Source organism: Tenacibaculum sp. TC6, from assembly GCF_050606265.1.
In the GTDB taxonomy this organism is placed as follows: Bacteria; Bacteroidota; Bacteroidia; order Flavobacteriales; family Flavobacteriaceae; genus Polaribacter.
Map to the genome: position 1 here is coordinate 145,019 of NZ_JBOCUK010000006.1, position 15,578 is coordinate 160,596.

Sequence of the window (15,578 nt, forward strand, 5' to 3'; positions counted from 1 at the left end):
GTTTTTCCAGGCCTGCAACGTAGCGTTGCAGGTTTTTTTATATAGTTGTTTAAATACATCACAAAAACGATACAAAACTGTTTTTTCAAATAAACTCTTTTTTATGAGACAGGGTATAGGTTTTAAATGCTTGTAGAGGGTGAATTTACAAGTTGGTTTAATCAGAATACTTTTACCATTAGACACCAAATGTCTTTTCCAGTAGGCACGAAATACCATTTTCATTAGGTACCAAAAGCCTTTTCCATTATACATATCAAACTTAATAGCACTAAATGTTAGTGTTGTAGGAAAAAAATATCCTGATTTATTGAAACTAAAATAAACTGGATATTGAAGATTGCGTTGATAGGTAGTTTTGTGTATATGATTTAAAAAACAATAACAAAATGAAAAAAATAGCAAAAATTTTAACAGTAGCACTGATGGTGTTTGGAATGATTTCATGTAGTGGAGATGATGGAGAAATCGGACCACAAGGGCCACAAGGAGAACAAGGGGTGCAAGGTGATCAAGGAACCCAAGGAGAGCAGGGAGAACCCGGAACGGCAAACGTAATTTATTCAGCATGGATGCCGGTAAACTTTTTAGTTGGAGGAGCACAACAAACCAATTTAATGGGACTTGATGTTTTTAATAGCTCAGAGTTTAATATAGATACCGATGTAGCATTGGTATATGGAAGAAGGAATTCAGGAGCCAATGCAGGAGTTTATACATTACCTTTTACCCTGCATTCACAAAATGAGTATTATTACTATGTTTTGGCAGAGGTAACAGGAGGAATTGGTTTGCAACTAAGAGTTACTACGACAGATGGAGGTAGTAATTTGTTTACATTTTTTGATGAATACAGGTATGTAATCATTCCGGGAGGCGTGGCTGCTTCAGGAAAATCAAGTTCAAAAGGAGGAGTACAGTCAACAATTGACTATACAAAAATGACTTATGAAGAAATTACTCAACTGTTTAACATTCAATAACCCTATTAAAAAACAGCTCTAAAGCTAATACTTAGAGCTGTTTGCTCTTTCAAAATAGTAAAATAAGCCAATCACCTTAACAAAAGGAAAAGAATACCTCGTCATATCGTCGATTTAGAGGCTTTTTTATCAAGTGTTATAAGGTGTTAAAAGCTAAATGTTTAACTTAAGTTTATTCGTATGAAATCAATATACCTATTTTTACTACCATGTATATGGCTAACAACAGCATTTTCTCAGGAAGCCAATTCAACGTTAATAAAAGTAAACGGCAAAGCTACTTATGAAGATACAAAACCAACTTTTAAGGCAATTATTTCAATAAGTAAAAACCTAAATGCCTATTACCCTGATGAAATTACGGACCTTTCTAAGATAGAAGAACATTACAAATCACAACTAAAAGAAAAAGGTATTTCATGGACCATGTTTACGAAGAAACCGTACGAATTTGGTTATGAATCATTCAATTATGGCAAAGAAGGAATTATTTATGAATTCAATACTACGTCAATTGAAAAAATGAGAACCTTTCTTAAAGTGAAAGCCAATGGCGTAGATAACTTAAAAGCAGTGGCTATACTTAATATTACTAAAAAAGTAACCGAAGATTTATACGTACAAGCCTTGGAAGATGCCTATACTAAAGCCTCTCTGATGGCAGTAGCCCTAGGTAAAAAAATAGATAAAGTAGTAGAAGTAACAGAGGCTACTATAAATACCGGAACAGTAGAAAATTATATTTATTATGATAGACCTGTAGGAGAATACATAAGTACAATTCAGGTGGTATATACAGTTAAATAACAACTATCAAAACGGAATTACATCGTTTAATCTCAATCTAAAAAAACATGATTAAAAAGAGGTATATAAGCAGCTTATTTTTTCTGTTACTAAGCACAGGTATTATGGGGCAAGTAAAGCTAGTTATAGAAGCAAGTTCCCTTTCCGGAACAGCACCTTTATATGTCTTTTTTGATGCTACGGGTAGTACCGGTTTAGAAGAAACTATGGCATTAGTTGATACCGATTTTTCATGGAATTTTGATACTACTCATATTACTGAAGCAACGGAATATACTACGACCAAAGGAATGGTTGCCGGATATGTGTTTGAAACTCCCGGAGAGTACACCGTTACCTGCACCGCTACAGATGCTAATGGAAATACAGATAGTAACACCATAACTATTACGGTGTTGCCTTTTACAGGTACTACATATTATATTTCTCAAACAGGAGCAGATACAAATAACGGACTTTCGGAAGCCACCCCATGGCAAACAGCAAACCATGCCTTTCAACAATTACAGGCAAACTCCAGAATTTTGTTTAAAAGAGGAGAAACCTTTGCAGGTATAACCCAAAGCCTAAATAATAAAGTAGGAGGAAACATGATAATCGGTGCTTATGGAGAAGGACAGACTCCTGTATTGCAAGCAACAAATAATAGAGTAGTGTATATTAATAACTCTCACGGAATTTGTGTAATGGATGTTCATTTGGTGGTTACTACAACTATGGCAACAACCTGTTTTGCCGTTGAAAATGGATCAAGCAATATTGTAGGATTACGATTAGAACTGGAAGGCGCAACAAACAGAACTATTTATCAGGATGAATCTTCACTCATGGGAATTTTTAACAGCATCATTCACCATACCGGGGTGTTAGGAGTCTATTCAGGAGACAGTAACCAATTTTCATTTGTAAACAATACCCTAGATGATGTAATAGGTACACAACAACCGGAACATGGAATAAGAATTCAAGGAGGAGAAAAACAATACATAGCCTATAATACATTATCAAGACTGAACGATACAAAAACGGCTATTACGATTCGAGGTGATGGACAGCGTCATGTAATGATTTATCGTAATAAACTCGACAGAATATTAGAGGTTAACCCGCAAAATTCAGCCACAGTAGCTGCAATTTCCCAAGTAACTATAGAGGGTAATTATATAGGGCACAGTACCAATTACACAGGGCAGCAATATGAAAATGCCTTTAGTGCCATAAATATTGAAGCCACCGAAGTAGCTATCAGAAACAATGTGATAGACGGGCACACCAACGCCGTGCGCATTCATAATGATGGAAATGGAGTGCTTTCAGGCAATGTTAGCATTTATCACAACACTTTTAATTGGCGACCTTTGCCGGAATTAGCTACTACCTCAGGAAATTTAGCATTGGTACAAAACTCATTCAATGTAACAGTAAAAAACAATTTAGTATCCGTTTCTAATACCAATTTAGGAACCATCTTAGCACAAGGCTCAGGAAATACCAATATTACAGAAGATCATAATTTAGTAACTGATACCCCTAATTATACAGAAGAACTACAAGAGGCTGATAGCCATATAAACACTATTAGTAATTATAATATAACAGCCACTAGCCCGGGAATAAACCTGGGAGAAAATATAGTACCTGTTTTTTTTGATGCTAACAATACGCCACGCCCTAAAGAAAGTCAAAAAGATATGGGAGCCTTTGAATACGATGCTGATGTGCTTTCTGATAACGAAATATTCAAAGACAAAATTAAAGTGTATCCCATACCCTGTGCTAATAAGTTATACATAAGTACAACATCCGGCGCCCAAGTAAAAGTAACATTGGTAGATGTGTTAGGAAAGAAAATTATAGAAAAAAAGAACCATTCAACCTATGAATCAATAGTTACAGACAAGCTTAAAAGCGGACTTTATTTTTTAGTAGTAGAACAAGGAAATAAAAAACGAACACAAAAAATAATAAAGCAATAAAGAGGGATAATTATTAAATCTTAAGGCTAAAATAAAAAGTTACGGTACAATTAACAACCGTGAAAACTCCTGTAAGTATAATAGCAAAACTTACTTCTAATTCCATTTCATTATTCTTTATAAAGTGCCTATCTTTAGCGTCTGTTAATAGTCATTTTTTCTATGGAATTATACAAAGAAAACCAACTTAAAATATATAACTCATTATCTAAAAGCAAAGAGCTTTTTAAACCTGTAACTGAAGGAAGAGTAGGAATGTACGTGTGTGGGCCTACAGTTTACAGTAACGTACACTTAGGAAACATCAGAACCTTTATGTCATTTGATATGGTGTTTCGTTACTTATTACATTTAGGCTATAAAGTTAGATACGTACGTAATATTACCGATGCCGGACATTTAGAAAATGATGCTGATGAAGGAGAAGACAGAATTGCTAAAAAAGCACGCTTGGAAGAAATAGAGCCTATGGAAGTAGTGCAACGTTATACGGTAGATTTTCATACAGTAGCCGCAAAATATAACTTTTTACCACCAAGTATTGAGCCAACAGCAACCGGACATATTGTAGAGCAAATAGAAATGATTAAAGAAATCATGGATAAAGGATTTGCCTATGAAGTAAACGGATCTGTATATTTTGATGTACTAAAATACAATGAAAATCATCATTACGGGATTTTATCCGGGCGTACTATTGAAGATGCTATTCATAATACCAGAACATTAGACGGACAGTCAGATAAAAGAAATCCGCAAGATTTTGCCCTATGGAAAAAAGCAGATGATCGTCATATCATGCGTTGGCCTTCACCTTGGAGTGATGGTTTTCCAGGATGGCATTTAGAATGTTCTGTAATGAGCTCAAAATATTTAGGAGAACAGTTTGATATTCATGGTGGAGGAATGGATTTAAAATTTCCACACCATGAATGTGAAATAGCACAATCACATACTTGCTCAGGTGTGCAACCGGTTAATTACTGGATGCATGCTAATATGTTGTTGTTGAATAGCCAAAAAATGGCCAAATCAACAGGAAATTATATTTTACCTGATGAAATACTAACAGGTAACAATGATATTTTACCGAAAGCATTTAGCGCAGGGGTGGTACGTTTCTTTAATATGCAAGCACATTACCGCAGTATTCTTGACTTTTCAGGTGATGCACTATTAGCTGCTGAAAAAGGCTACAATAAACTAATGGAAGCGGTTAAAATGCTAAGTACAGTAGAAGCAGGAAAAACAACAACCGATTTTGATGTACAGGCATGGAGACAGAAATGTTATGATGCTATGAATGATGATTTTAACACGCCAATTATGATTGCTAATTTATTTGAAGCGGTTAAATTCATAAACCTGTTAAGAGACAATAAGGTAAGCGTTTCATCTGAAGATTTAGTGGTCTTAAAAACAACATTACATGTATTTGTATTTGACATTTTAGGATTATTGAATGAAGACCAACAACAAAGCACAGATAAATTAGAAGGTACTGTTGAACTGTTAATTAAGCTACGTAAAGAAGCAAGAGACAATAAAGATTGGGCATTGTCAGATCAAATACGTGATGAATTGCTTGCATTGGGTATTCAGTTAAAAGATGGTAGAGAAGGAACTACATTTACCGTAAATTAATCAATCATGATTTTTCAAACTGAGCGATTAACCGTAAACCCCATACAACCAACTCATAAAAATGAGTTTATAGAATTGTTGTGTGCCAATGAGATTATTACGGCAATCCCTCAGGAAAAACCATCAACAGAAGAAGTTTATAAAAAGTTTGAAGAAGCTGTTAATTTTAACGGAAACATTCTCAATAACAACCGAAGTCTTTTAGGTGTTTTTTTACATGATGATGATGAAATGATCAGCTTGGTTACTTTTTTAACCAATGATGAGCAAGATAAAGAAATAGGGTATAGGTTCAGAAAAAATTATTGGGGTAAAGGGTATGCAACTGAAATAACCCAAGGCATGATTGCCTATTCTTTTTCTTTATTACAAATCCCTAAAATTACAGCTGATGTTTGGGTAGAAAATAAAGCTTCAGAAAGAGTGTTAAAAAAGTTTTTTACTCCGGTAAAAGAGTTTTATAATTCAAAAGATAGCTGTACAGACAAACGTTATGAACTTTTAAAAGAAGATTGGGATTTATGTTAAAAAAAATACTAACATTTCCGTTTATCCTTTTAGTTCGTTTTTATCAAACGGCTATATCGCCTTTTACACCGGCAACTTGCAGATACACACCAACGTGTTCACATTACACAATTGAAGCACTGCAAAAGCACGGACTTTTTTATGGAGGTTGGTTAGCGGTAAAAAGAATATTCAGTTGCCATCCGTGGGGAGGAAGCGGTTATGACCCTGTACCGGAGAAAAAAGAGAAAAAATAATATAATAACGTTGTTATAAAAGAGTTTGTAATACAAGGAATAACGACACTTAAAATAAATAATAAATGAGTTTTTTATCTATAGTTTGGGACTGGAACCCTGAGATTATTAAAATAGGTAGTTTTGGTATTAGATGGTATAGTTTAATGTTTGTAATAGCTTTTGTACTAGGCCTACACTTAATGAAAAAAATATTTATAGAAGATAAAATTCCTGTTCAGAAACTAGATCCTTTATTTATGTACGTTTTTGTTTCAATGTTAATAGGGATGCGTTTAGGAGACGTTTTTTTCTATAGCTGGGATTACTATCAAAACCATTTATTAGAAATTATTCTACCCATTAAAAAACACGAAGGAGCTACAGCTTTATTTGGACTGTTAAAAGGGTGGAAGTTTACAGGATTTACAGGATTCGCAAGTCATGGTGCTGCCATTGCTATTCCTATTTCGTTATACTTTTATGCAAAAAAACATATTGACAGATCTAATTCTTGGTTATTTATATTAGATCGTTTAGGAATTATGGTAGCCTTAGCAGGATTCTTTATCCGTTTTGGAAACTTTTTTAATTCTGAAATTTATGGAAAACCAACAGGAAGTAGTTTTGGTGTTATTTTTACAAGAGCAGGAGAAACTGAACCAAGATATCCAACACAATTATTTGAAGCATTTAGTTATTTAATTTTATTTTTTGTGTTATGGTACTTCTATTGGAAAACCAATAAAAAGAATCAAAGAGGATTTTTATTTGGGGTATTTATGGTAGCCTTATGGTCGTTACGTTTCTTTATAGAATTCTTAAAAGAACCACAAGTAGAAGGTAGAGAAGATTGGGTGTTTAACTCACTCAACACTGGCCAAGTACTAAGTGTACCACTTGTTTTAATAGGCTTATGGCTAATGTTTAGAAAAACAAAGCAAGAAACAGCATAATAAAAAATCCGAGTACATGTACTCGGATTTTTACTTTTAAAAACTAAAGTTATAATACGGATTATATATGTTTCGCATAATTCAAGTTTAAGAGGATAGCTTATTGATTTTTGATAATTCGTAATTAAAAATTGTATAAAAGTGCTTATAAGGTTTGCTTTAGCTTTGTAACTTCCTCATTAAAAAAATCAGCTAGCTTGTGTGTTCCGTAGGTATCAGCAATATTATTATTGGCCATTGCTGTTAAAAAGAACTCTATAGGACCATATGTTTTTGAGGAGGTAAACGTTCTGAACAAAAAAATGGTAAGCTTTCTTGTCCAGTCCGGTAAATGTGTAATTTTAATAGGCATACTCCAAGCCTGAAGTGCTAATGTAGCTAACTCATTTTGAGTAAAAATATCCATTCCACCCGCTGTTACTTCCTGTTTACCCTCACGTAGGCTATCAATACACACTTTGGCTAAATCAGCTCCGTGAATTGGGTTTAACTTATAATTTCCCTCTCCAAATAAATACATTCGTCCCTTTTTTGCCATCCATAGAAAATCTTTCATGTCAGAAAAGAAACCATTAGGGCGCATAATACAATGATGAATAGTAGAGTTAGTAAGTTCTTCAACAAACTTTTCTTTAGCCTCAAAAATTTTCAGGTGTTTTAGTTGATTTCCGTTGAGTGCTGAAACGTATAAAAAAGAAGTTACGTTTTCTTTTAAAGCTTCTTTTAATAAATTTGAATTTCCTTGATAATCTACCTGCATGTAGGTTAGGTGATCTTTTTGACGCGTAATTCCGATCGTAGAAAAAATCCAGTCGATATGTTTAGTAACTCCTTGTAAACTTTTAGAATCAGTTATTTGACCAACAAAAAAATCATCAACATTTTCAAATCGTTGTTTTTGACTTTCTTTCCTTATTAAAACACGTACCCAATATCCACGACTTTTTAATTCTTGTACAATATAATTTCCTAAATAGCCGGTAGCACCGGCTACTAATACTTTTGGTGAAGTCATTTGTTTTTTATGCAAAGTTAGCCGAGTAAAAAAGGAATACTCTTGACGAACGTCAAGAAGTTAGTTTTTTATGTACACGAGTTTTAATTCTGCTTAATGTTTCTGGTGATACCCCTAAAAATGAAGCAATATAGTGTTGCGGAACACGTAAAAATAAGTCACCTTGAGTAGTTAGCAAATCAATATATCTTTCTTCGGCAGATTTGGTAACAAATGAAGCAATTACTTTTTGACACGTTATCAATTCATTTTCTACTGCAATACGCGCAATAAGTTCAAACTTGGGTGCCTTTAGTAAGAGTTGTTCTATAGCAGCTTTATTAAAAACAAATAATTCAGTTTCTTCAACAGCTTGGTAGTTTTCTATGGCAGGAATGTTAAAGGTATAACTTTCACCGGCGCAGATAAACTGACCTTCTACGTAAAAGAAAGCTGTTTTATCTGTACCATTAGCATTGTAAAACAAACGAACACATCCTTTTGAAACATAAAAAATATCATTAGCTACTTTACCTTCAGAAAAAATAAGCTCATTTTTTTTAAACGTTCTTTTTACTGTAGAAGTTGTAAGTAACTCTATTTCCTGTTTAGTTAAAGGCGTATAGGCTTTAATGTTTTCTATAAGTTGATGCATAATTAATAAAGCAATAGAAAATTGTACTTGATTTTTTAGTGTTAAAGTTTCATTTTAACAGTAAAATTCAATACTCTACCTGTCATGTAATTAGGAATTCCATATTGACGTTTACTGTAAGCATCACGTACCCAAGTATTGGTAATAGCATTACGAATATCAAATATATTAAAGAGTTCTAACCCCATGGTTAACTCTTTAAAATGACGTAAGAAACCAGTAGAAATAGGTTTGTTAGCATCTGTAAGCACATAAGAAACTCCCAAATCTGCACGTTTGTAATCATTTAACCTACTTTGAAATTTATACACATCAGCATAAGCAGGAGCCCCTCCCGGAAGCCCGGTATTATATACAATATTTAGATAAGCTTTTAAATCCGGAAGATTAGGAACATAATCTTGAAAAAGAACCCCAAACTTTAAACGTTGATCTGTAGGGCGGGCAATATAACCTCTGTTATCAATGTTTTCTTCTGTTTTTAAATAACCAAAACTCACCCAACTATCATTCCCCGGAACAAACTCTCCGTTTAAACGAACGTCCAATCCGTAAGCATAAGCTTCCGTTACATTATCTGCCCTATAGCGTATACGAACATTATCTACTGAATAGGCATTTACATCACTTAAGTTTTTGTAATAAAGTTCAGTGGTTAATTTAAAAGGACGTTGCCACATCGAAAAACTATAATCATTTCCGGCAACAAGGTGAACCGATTTTTGTGCTTTTACATCAGGATGTATCTGTCCGTCATAATCACGTAGCTCTTTATAAAAAGGAGGTTGAGAATACCATCCGCCTGAAATTCTGAATAACATATCACTATTCCAATTAGGTTTGATGGCAAATTGTGCTCTGGGACTAATAATGGTATGACCTTTTGAAGATTGATTTCCTGTTGAAACTTTCCAGTATTGAGCTCTTACACCAAGGTTTATCCATATTTGATGCTCTCCCCAATGTGTTTTTCTACTTAATTGTGTAAAACCGGAAATACGATTAATGTCTATTGTATTTTGCGCTTTTACGTTTTGATAAGGTTCAATAGGACCGGTATAAGGCTCATAAGGTTGATTGTTTATACTATGATGAGGTGGACGTACAGAAAAGCCTAAAGAATCAATAACTTCCCATTCATTAATTCGATCTTTAATATTTTCAGTTTGGTATTTTATACCCGCTCTCCATTCATTTTTATCTTGCTTAAGAGTTGCTCTTATTTGTACCGCATTAATTAACGCATCTAAATCGTTACGAGCATGGTTAATTTGCGAACCAATGCCTTGCGAAAAAGCAACTTCACCAAAGTTTTCAGAACCTATGTTGCTATCAACTTCTCCTAAACTATAAGCGGCAGCAATATCAAAATGTTCTTCTTCTTGTGTATTAAAAGAAGAAAACGTACCGGTAAGATTAAGGTTTTCATTAACTGTATAATCAGCAGAAAAAGCTCCGAACAATGTTTGAAACTTATCTTGTTCCTGACCTTGATAAAAAACAATAAGCTCAAGAGGGTTTGCTATAGTACCAAAACGAGTTTTTCTGGTTAAGGGTTGATAGTTGTAATTGTTTAAAGAAAAGTTTCCTAAAAAGTTTAAGGTTAGCTTTTCAGAAGAGGCGTAAGAAAGATAGGTTTGTATATCTGTAAATTGAGGTCTGAAGTTTACTTCTGTTTGTTTACTGTTAACAAATAAGCTATTATCACGATAACGAACGCCTAATATGGCACTTAATTTCTGATTAGCAAATGTATCTTCAATAGTAGCGCTACCACCTAATAAACTTACATCAACTTGTGCTCCGAAGTCAACAGGTTTTCGATAGGTGATATCTAAAACAGATGAAAGTTTATCGCCATATTTAGCTTGAAATCCACCGGCAGAGAAATCTATATTTTGTATCATATGCGGATTAATAAAACTCAATCCCTCTTGCTGCCCGGAACGAATTAAAAACGGACGATAAATTTCTATTCCGTTAACATATACTAAATTCTCATCAAAATTACCTCCTCTAACATTGTACTGAGTACTTAATTCATTGTTATTACTCACACCGGGTAAAGTCATTAAAACATTTTCAACACCGGCATTAGCACCTACTAAATTCTGTACTTTTTTTGTGTTAATTCTGGTAATACCTTCTACTTCTTTTTTATTGTTTTTTACAATGATTTCTTGTAAGCTTTCACTGGTAGCCTCAAGTTTAGGAGAAAAAACAAACGTTTTAACTCCTCTGGCTGTAAATTTTTTAGTAAATGATTTAAAAGAAACATGGCTAAATACTACCGTAACCGTTTTATGAATAGGAATGTTAAATTGGTAACTACCATTTTTATCAGTGGTAGTTCCTTGCTGTAAATATGAAATAGCAACATTTTCAATAGGGTTGTTGTATTTGTCTGTAACTATTCCTTTAACAGTTGCTTTTTTCTGAGCAAAAATAAGAGCAGGAAATAAAAGTATAACGATCAGTTGTTTCAAAATGTATTGTATTTACTTTCTAAAAAACGTAGCGTTTAACATTTTGGTATTCCCCACGTTATCAGAAACTACAATTTTAAAAATATGTTTGCTACCTACCAACTTTTTATCATTAAAATCATAAGTTAGTATTCCTTTTTTATGATTGTACTCCATTAACACCCATTGATTGTCTATGGTAGCCCTATAATCACGAATTCCGGTTTCTTTATCTTTAATTCTAACTTTTAAGGTGTTGTTTTTAGAAATCCACTGACCATTATAAAAATTAAGAAGCTCAATAGTAGGGGCTTGAGTGTCAAAATTCAACGTATAGCTTCCTAATGATTTTGTTGAAGTATATATTTTGTCTAGCTTTTTCTTGGTTGAAACATACCTTGGGTATTTAGGATTATCCACATTAGCTATGTATACTTGCTGCTTTTGAGGATCGGATAAATGAGAAATGCCAAAAGTAAGCGTGTATCGCTTATCTAACGGTAAAATAGGGTCATGAACTTTAACAACACCGTTTTCAAGCTTAAAATCTAAAAAGCAATCTTCATAAAAAGTGTTTTTAGGAAAAGCAACAGAAACATTTTGTAGTTGAAATTGATTGAATTCGGATGCCTTAATTTTATAATTGGTAGTGTCTAACTTCTTAAATATTAAATTACTTTTTACACCTTTTACAGGCACTTTTATACGGGTAGTATTCTGGTTAAAATCACTACTAATAATCTCAATTGTATAATTAGCATTTTCTTCAATAGCAATGGTTCCTTGGTTTACCAAGTCTTTATAAATACTTAGTTTATTGGCTGCTACTTTATGTGTTTTTTGAATTTTGTTTTTAAACTGTTTATAATAAGGGTAATCAATTAAAAGGTTAATAAACTTACTTTCAGCAAAAGAAAAAGTTTCAACATCATGGTAATATACTCTAGAGCCGTTTACTTTCATTTCTAAGCTATAAATACCATTTTTATTGGAAGCACCATTAAGGCGATCAAAAACACCAATTCCAAAGCCAATAGTACCACAAGCCGTAATTCTATTAGTAATATATTCACCATCTTTCACTTCTTTTAAGTCTAAAATAGTTTGGTTGGCAAAATCATTTACTCTGGCATCTTCACTTAACGGATACACCATTAATTTTTGAATAGAAGGTTTAATACTGTCACTCACATCCAGTCCGAAAAAAAGAGGATTGATAATCTTTTCAGTATTTGAATCTCTGATTTCATAATGTAAATGAGGACCTCCGGAACTTCCTGTATCTCCGGTGTAACCAATAATTTGCCCTTTTTTTATAGGAAATTCTTCAGGCTTTGGAAATAGGTTGTTAATAGAATAGGTTTCTTTTTTGTATTGTGTTTTTTTTACATGTTCTTCTATGGGAGGAGCAAATCTTTGTAAGTGCCCGTATACCGTTGTATAACCATTAGGATGGTTAATATATAAAGCTTTACCATAGCCGTATTGAGCAACTCGTATTCTTGAAACATAACCATCTGCCGGAGCATAAATTGGCAATCCTTCCTTGTTAAGCGTTTTAATGTCGATACCTGAATGAAAATGATTACTACGTAGCTCACCAAAAGTACCGGAAAGTATGATAGGAATTTTTAAAGGGGAGTTAAAATAATTTTTTGGATAGGGTGTTTGAGCATGGATAATCATGCTTATAAATACTGAAAAAGTGATAAGGTAAAATTTCAAAATTGCAATGGTTTTTCAACAAAATTAGCAAAATAATTATAAATGGATAGGTACTTTAAAAAGAGGATGTTACTAAAAAGGTGTAAAAAATTTGTTAAATTAATCTATATTAATAACTTTGTAAAAATAGTTTTATTCTAAAAAATTAATGAGTAACACTGAAGAAGCAATTCATTTACTGGAAGATAAACTGAAAAAGTTACTTTCTAATTATGAATTTTTGAAAGAAGAAAATAATATTTTATTTCAAAATAACGCTAAGTTACAACATTTATTACAGGAGAAAGAGCAACAATTGAAGGAAAAACAAGAAGAATATGACTTGTTGAAAGTTGCAAAAACTATTGAGGGCAGTAATGATAATAATACAAGAGAAACAAAACTCAAAATAAATGCTTTGGTAAGAGAGATTGATAAATGTATCACCCTCTTGAGTACTTAAAAAGTTCTTTACATGACAAAGTTAAAAGTTAATGTTATAATAGCCGGCAGAACGTATCCGTTGAGTGTAAATAGTACGGATGAGGAAGAAGGAATGCGTAAAGCAGCTAAAAATATTAACGAATTAATTGCTAAATTTGAAGAAAGTTATGCAGTAGCCGATAAACAAGACGTTTTAGCTATGTGTGCATTACAATTTGCTTCTAAATTAGAAATAACATCAATAAGTAAAGAAAAAGAAGAGAAAGAAGCATTAAATAAAATAAAAGCATTAACAGATTTGTTAGATGCTCATTTATAAAAATAAAAGTTCTTTTAAATACAGAAAACAGATAAATATTAATATACTGCCTGCATTAATACTATAGTTTAATAAACTCAACACTATTCAATTAAAAAGGATGAGTCATGATTAGTAAAGTATGCCAAATTATTTTGGATTCTTGATCAATCAGTTAGTCCTAAACCTGTTTATACGGAGTTTATAGAACACTATTAATGTGGGCTTTTTTTATACAATCAAATTAAAATTATGGAAGGAGTATTATTTCCTGTTTTGGCAGGAATTATAGGTTTAGCAATAGGTTTTTTTATTGCTAAAATGTTAGAGAAAACGAAGGCTAATAAGTTAATAGAAGAGACTCAGAAGGAAGCTAAAAATATAGTTAAAGAAGCCCAAGTAGAAGCTGAAGCGATAAAGAAAGATAAAATATTACAGGCGAAAGAAAAATTTATAGAGCTAAAATCAGAACACGAAAAGGTAATTTTATCTAGAGAGAAAAAAGTTTCTGACGTTGAGAAGAGAATTAGAGACAAAGAAAGTCAGGTATCTTCGGAATTAGATAAAACTAAAAAATTGAATAAAGAATTAGAGAAAAAAGAAGCCGACTACGATTTTAAAATTGAGTTTTTAGAAAAGAAAGAAGCTGAAATAGAGAAGTTACATAAGCGCCATGTAGATATGCTGGAGCAGATTTCAGGATTGTCTGCAGATGAAGCTAAAACTGAATTAGTAGCTTCATTAAAAGAAGAGGCTAAGGCAGATGCAATGGCTTTTATTCAAGATACAGTTGAAGAAGCTAAAATGACGGCTCAGCAAGAAGCTCGTAAAGTGGTATTAAATACCATTCAAAGAGTAGGAGTAGAACAAGCAGTTGAAAACTGTGTATCTGTATTTAACCTTGAATCAGATGACGTAAAAGGTAGAATTATAGGTAGAGAAGGACGAAACATTAGGGCTTTAGAAGCAGCAACAGGTGTTGAAATTATTGTAGATGATACTCCGGAGGCAATTATTCTTTCTTGTTTTGACCCGGTTCGTAGAGAAATTGCCAGATTATCTATGCACAAATTAGTTACGGACGGAAGAATTCACCCGGCAAGAATTGAAGAAATTGTAAAGAAGACTGAAAAACAAATCAATCAAGAAATTATTGAGGTAGGTAAGCGTACCGTAATTGATTTAGGTATTCATGGTTTACATCCTGAATTAATTAAAACCGTTGGTAGAATGAAGTACCGTTCTTCTTATGGTCAAAACTTATTACAACATTCACGTGAAGTAGCTAACTTATGTGGTATTATGGCTGCAGAAATGGGCTTAAATGCTAAAGCAGCTAAAAGAGCCGGTTTATTACACGATATAGGAAAAGTACCGGAAACTGAAAGTGAATTACCACACGCTTTACTAGGAATGCAATGGGCAGAAAAATATGGTGAAAAACCAGATGTATGTAATGCTATAGGGGCTCACCACGATGAAGTTGAAATGAAGAGTATGATTGCTCCGATTGTACAGGTTTGTGATGCTATTTCAGGAGCACGTCCGGGAGCAAGACGTCAAGTTTTAGATAGTTATATTCAACGATTAAAAGACTTAGAAGATATTGCTTTTGGATTTACAGGTGTACAAAAGGCTTATGCAATTCAAGCAGGTCGTGAATTACGTGTTATGGTTGAAAGTGCTAAAGTAAGTGATACTAAAGCGGCAGAATTATCATTTAATATTTCGCAAAAAATTCAAAATGATATGACGTATCCGGGGCAAGTAAAAGTTACGGTAATCCGTGAAACCAGAGCTGTAAACGTAGCTAAATAAGGTTACAGTTTATAAGATGTGTCGTCCTAAAAAACCATTACAGTTTTTTAGTATGATTAAAGATATAAAATCTCTCAACAAACATGTGTTT

The 15,578-nt window shown here is 33.1% G+C and carries 14 protein-coding genes and 1 other RNA gene; 11 read left to right on the plus strand and 4 right to left on the minus strand.

Going from position 1 to position 15,578, the window contains the following annotated elements; translation table 11 throughout:
* Positions 1–389 precede the first annotated feature (389 nt).
* From ACQY1Q_RS05430 to lgt, 7 genes are all read left to right on the plus strand, one after another.
* A complete protein-coding gene (locus ACQY1Q_RS05430; RefSeq protein ID WP_431004270.1) occupies positions 390–983 on the plus strand; it encodes a hypothetical protein in 594 nt (197 codons plus the stop codon).
* 180 nt (positions 984–1,163) lie between these two features.
* On the plus strand, positions 1,164–1,790 hold the full coding sequence (locus ACQY1Q_RS05435; protein ID WP_431004271.1) for an SIMPL domain-containing protein: 627 nt from the start codon (positions 1,164–1,166) through the stop codon (positions 1,788–1,790).
* Between the two features lie 104 nt (positions 1,791–1,894).
* Positions 1,895–3,766: a T9SS type A sorting domain-containing protein gene (locus tag ACQY1Q_RS05440; protein WP_431004272.1), complete on the plus strand. Its 1,872-nt coding sequence runs from the start codon at positions 1,895–1,897 to the stop codon at positions 3,764–3,766.
* Between the two features lie 162 nt (positions 3,767–3,928).
* Entirely contained in the window at positions 3,929–5,410 is a 1,482-nt protein-coding gene (cysS, locus tag ACQY1Q_RS05445) for a cysteine--tRNA ligase (protein WP_431004273.1), read from the plus strand.
* Positions 5,411–5,416: 6 nt separating this feature from the next.
* Positions 5,417–5,938, plus strand: a complete 522-nt coding sequence (locus tag ACQY1Q_RS05450) for a GNAT family N-acetyltransferase (protein ID WP_431004274.1) — start codon at positions 5,417–5,419, stop codon at positions 5,936–5,938.
* Positions 5,932–6,174: a membrane protein insertion efficiency factor YidD gene (gene yidD / locus ACQY1Q_RS05455; RefSeq protein WP_431004275.1), complete on the plus strand. Its 243-nt coding sequence runs from the start codon at positions 5,932–5,934 to the stop codon at positions 6,172–6,174. Before ACQY1Q_RS05450 ends, yidD begins: the two co-directional genes overlap by 7 nt.
* Before the next feature lie 65 nt (positions 6,175–6,239).
* On the plus strand, positions 6,240–7,109 hold the full coding sequence (lgt, locus tag ACQY1Q_RS05460; RefSeq protein ID WP_431004276.1) for a prolipoprotein diacylglyceryl transferase: 870 nt from the start codon (positions 6,240–6,242) through the stop codon (positions 7,107–7,109).
* 145 nt (positions 7,110–7,254) lie between these two features.
* Here lgt and ACQY1Q_RS05465 read toward each other — a convergent pair whose 3' ends face one another.
* From ACQY1Q_RS05465 to ACQY1Q_RS05480, 4 genes are read right to left on the minus strand one after another with little or no spacing between them, the layout of a single operon-like run.
* Entirely contained in the window at positions 7,255–8,124 is an 870-nt protein-coding gene (locus ACQY1Q_RS05465) for an SDR family oxidoreductase (RefSeq protein ID WP_431004277.1), read from the minus strand.
* Between the two features lie 52 nt (positions 8,125–8,176).
* Positions 8,177–8,758, minus strand: a complete 582-nt coding sequence (locus tag ACQY1Q_RS05470; protein ID WP_431004278.1) for a Crp/Fnr family transcriptional regulator — start codon at positions 8,756–8,758, stop codon at positions 8,177–8,179.
* Positions 8,759–8,799: 41 nt separating this feature from the next.
* Positions 8,800–11,244 (minus strand): TonB-dependent receptor, encoded by a 2,445-nt coding sequence (locus ACQY1Q_RS05475; RefSeq protein WP_431004279.1) that lies wholly within the window; start codon positions 11,242–11,244, stop codon positions 8,800–8,802.
* A 12-nt stretch (positions 11,245–11,256) separates the two neighbouring features.
* Entirely contained in the window at positions 11,257–12,948 is a 1,692-nt protein-coding gene (locus ACQY1Q_RS05480; protein WP_431004280.1) for a M23 family metallopeptidase, read from the minus strand.
* Between the two features lie 148 nt (positions 12,949–13,096).
* On the opposite strand from ACQY1Q_RS05480, the gene ACQY1Q_RS05485 reads away from it, so the two are divergent.
* From ACQY1Q_RS05485 to rny, 4 genes are all read left to right on the plus strand, one after another.
* Entirely contained in the window at positions 13,097–13,390 is a 294-nt protein-coding gene (locus ACQY1Q_RS05485) for a hypothetical protein (protein ID WP_431004281.1), read from the plus strand.
* Positions 13,391–13,402: 12 nt separating this feature from the next.
* Positions 13,403–13,690: a cell division protein ZapA gene (locus ACQY1Q_RS05490; protein WP_431004282.1), complete on the plus strand. Its 288-nt coding sequence runs from the start codon at positions 13,403–13,405 to the stop codon at positions 13,688–13,690.
* A 75-nt stretch (positions 13,691–13,765) separates the two neighbouring features.
* Positions 13,766–13,873, plus strand: a non-coding RNA gene (gene ssrS / locus ACQY1Q_RS05495) — 6S RNA.
* A gap of 48 nt (positions 13,874–13,921) precedes the next feature.
* The gene (gene rny / locus ACQY1Q_RS05500) at positions 13,922–15,487 is read left to right on the plus strand and encodes a ribonuclease Y (RefSeq protein WP_431004283.1); all 1,566 of its coding nucleotides are present in this window, start codon (positions 13,922–13,924) and stop codon (positions 15,485–15,487) included.
* Positions 15,488–15,578: the final 91 nt, after the last annotated feature.

Bases quoted from the DNA above. Each gene is read 5' to 3' on its own strand.
- ACQY1Q_RS05430 (WP_431004270.1), top strand. From the start codon at position 390: ATGAAAAAAATAGCAAAAATTTTAACAGTAGCACTGATGGTGTTTGGA.
- ACQY1Q_RS05435 (WP_431004271.1), top strand. From the start codon at position 1,164: ATGAAATCAATATACCTATTTTTACTACCATGTATATGGCTAACAACA.
- ACQY1Q_RS05440 (WP_431004272.1), top strand. From the start codon at position 1,895: ATGGGGCAAGTAAAGCTAGTTATAGAAGCAAGTTCCCTTTCCGGAACA.
- cysS (WP_431004273.1), top strand. From the start codon at position 3,929: ATGGAATTATACAAAGAAAACCAACTTAAAATATATAACTCATTATCT.
- ACQY1Q_RS05450 (WP_431004274.1), top strand. From the start codon at position 5,417: ATGATTTTTCAAACTGAGCGATTAACCGTAAACCCCATACAACCAACT.
- yidD (WP_431004275.1), top strand. From the start codon at position 5,932: ATGTTAAAAAAAATACTAACATTTCCGTTTATCCTTTTAGTTCGTTTT.
- lgt (WP_431004276.1), top strand. From the start codon at position 6,240: ATGAGTTTTTTATCTATAGTTTGGGACTGGAACCCTGAGATTATTAAA.
- ACQY1Q_RS05465 (WP_431004277.1), bottom strand. From the start codon at position 8,124: ATGACTTCACCAAAAGTATTAGTAGCCGGTGCTACCGGCTATTTAGGA.
- ACQY1Q_RS05470 (WP_431004278.1), bottom strand. From the start codon at position 8,758: ATGCATCAACTTATAGAAAACATTAAAGCCTATACGCCTTTAACTAAA.
- ACQY1Q_RS05485 (WP_431004281.1), top strand. From the start codon at position 13,097: ATGAGTAACACTGAAGAAGCAATTCATTTACTGGAAGATAAACTGAAA.
- ACQY1Q_RS05490 (WP_431004282.1), top strand. From the start codon at position 13,403: ATGACAAAGTTAAAAGTTAATGTTATAATAGCCGGCAGAACGTATCCG.
- rny (WP_431004283.1), top strand. From the start codon at position 13,922: ATGGAAGGAGTATTATTTCCTGTTTTGGCAGGAATTATAGGTTTAGCA.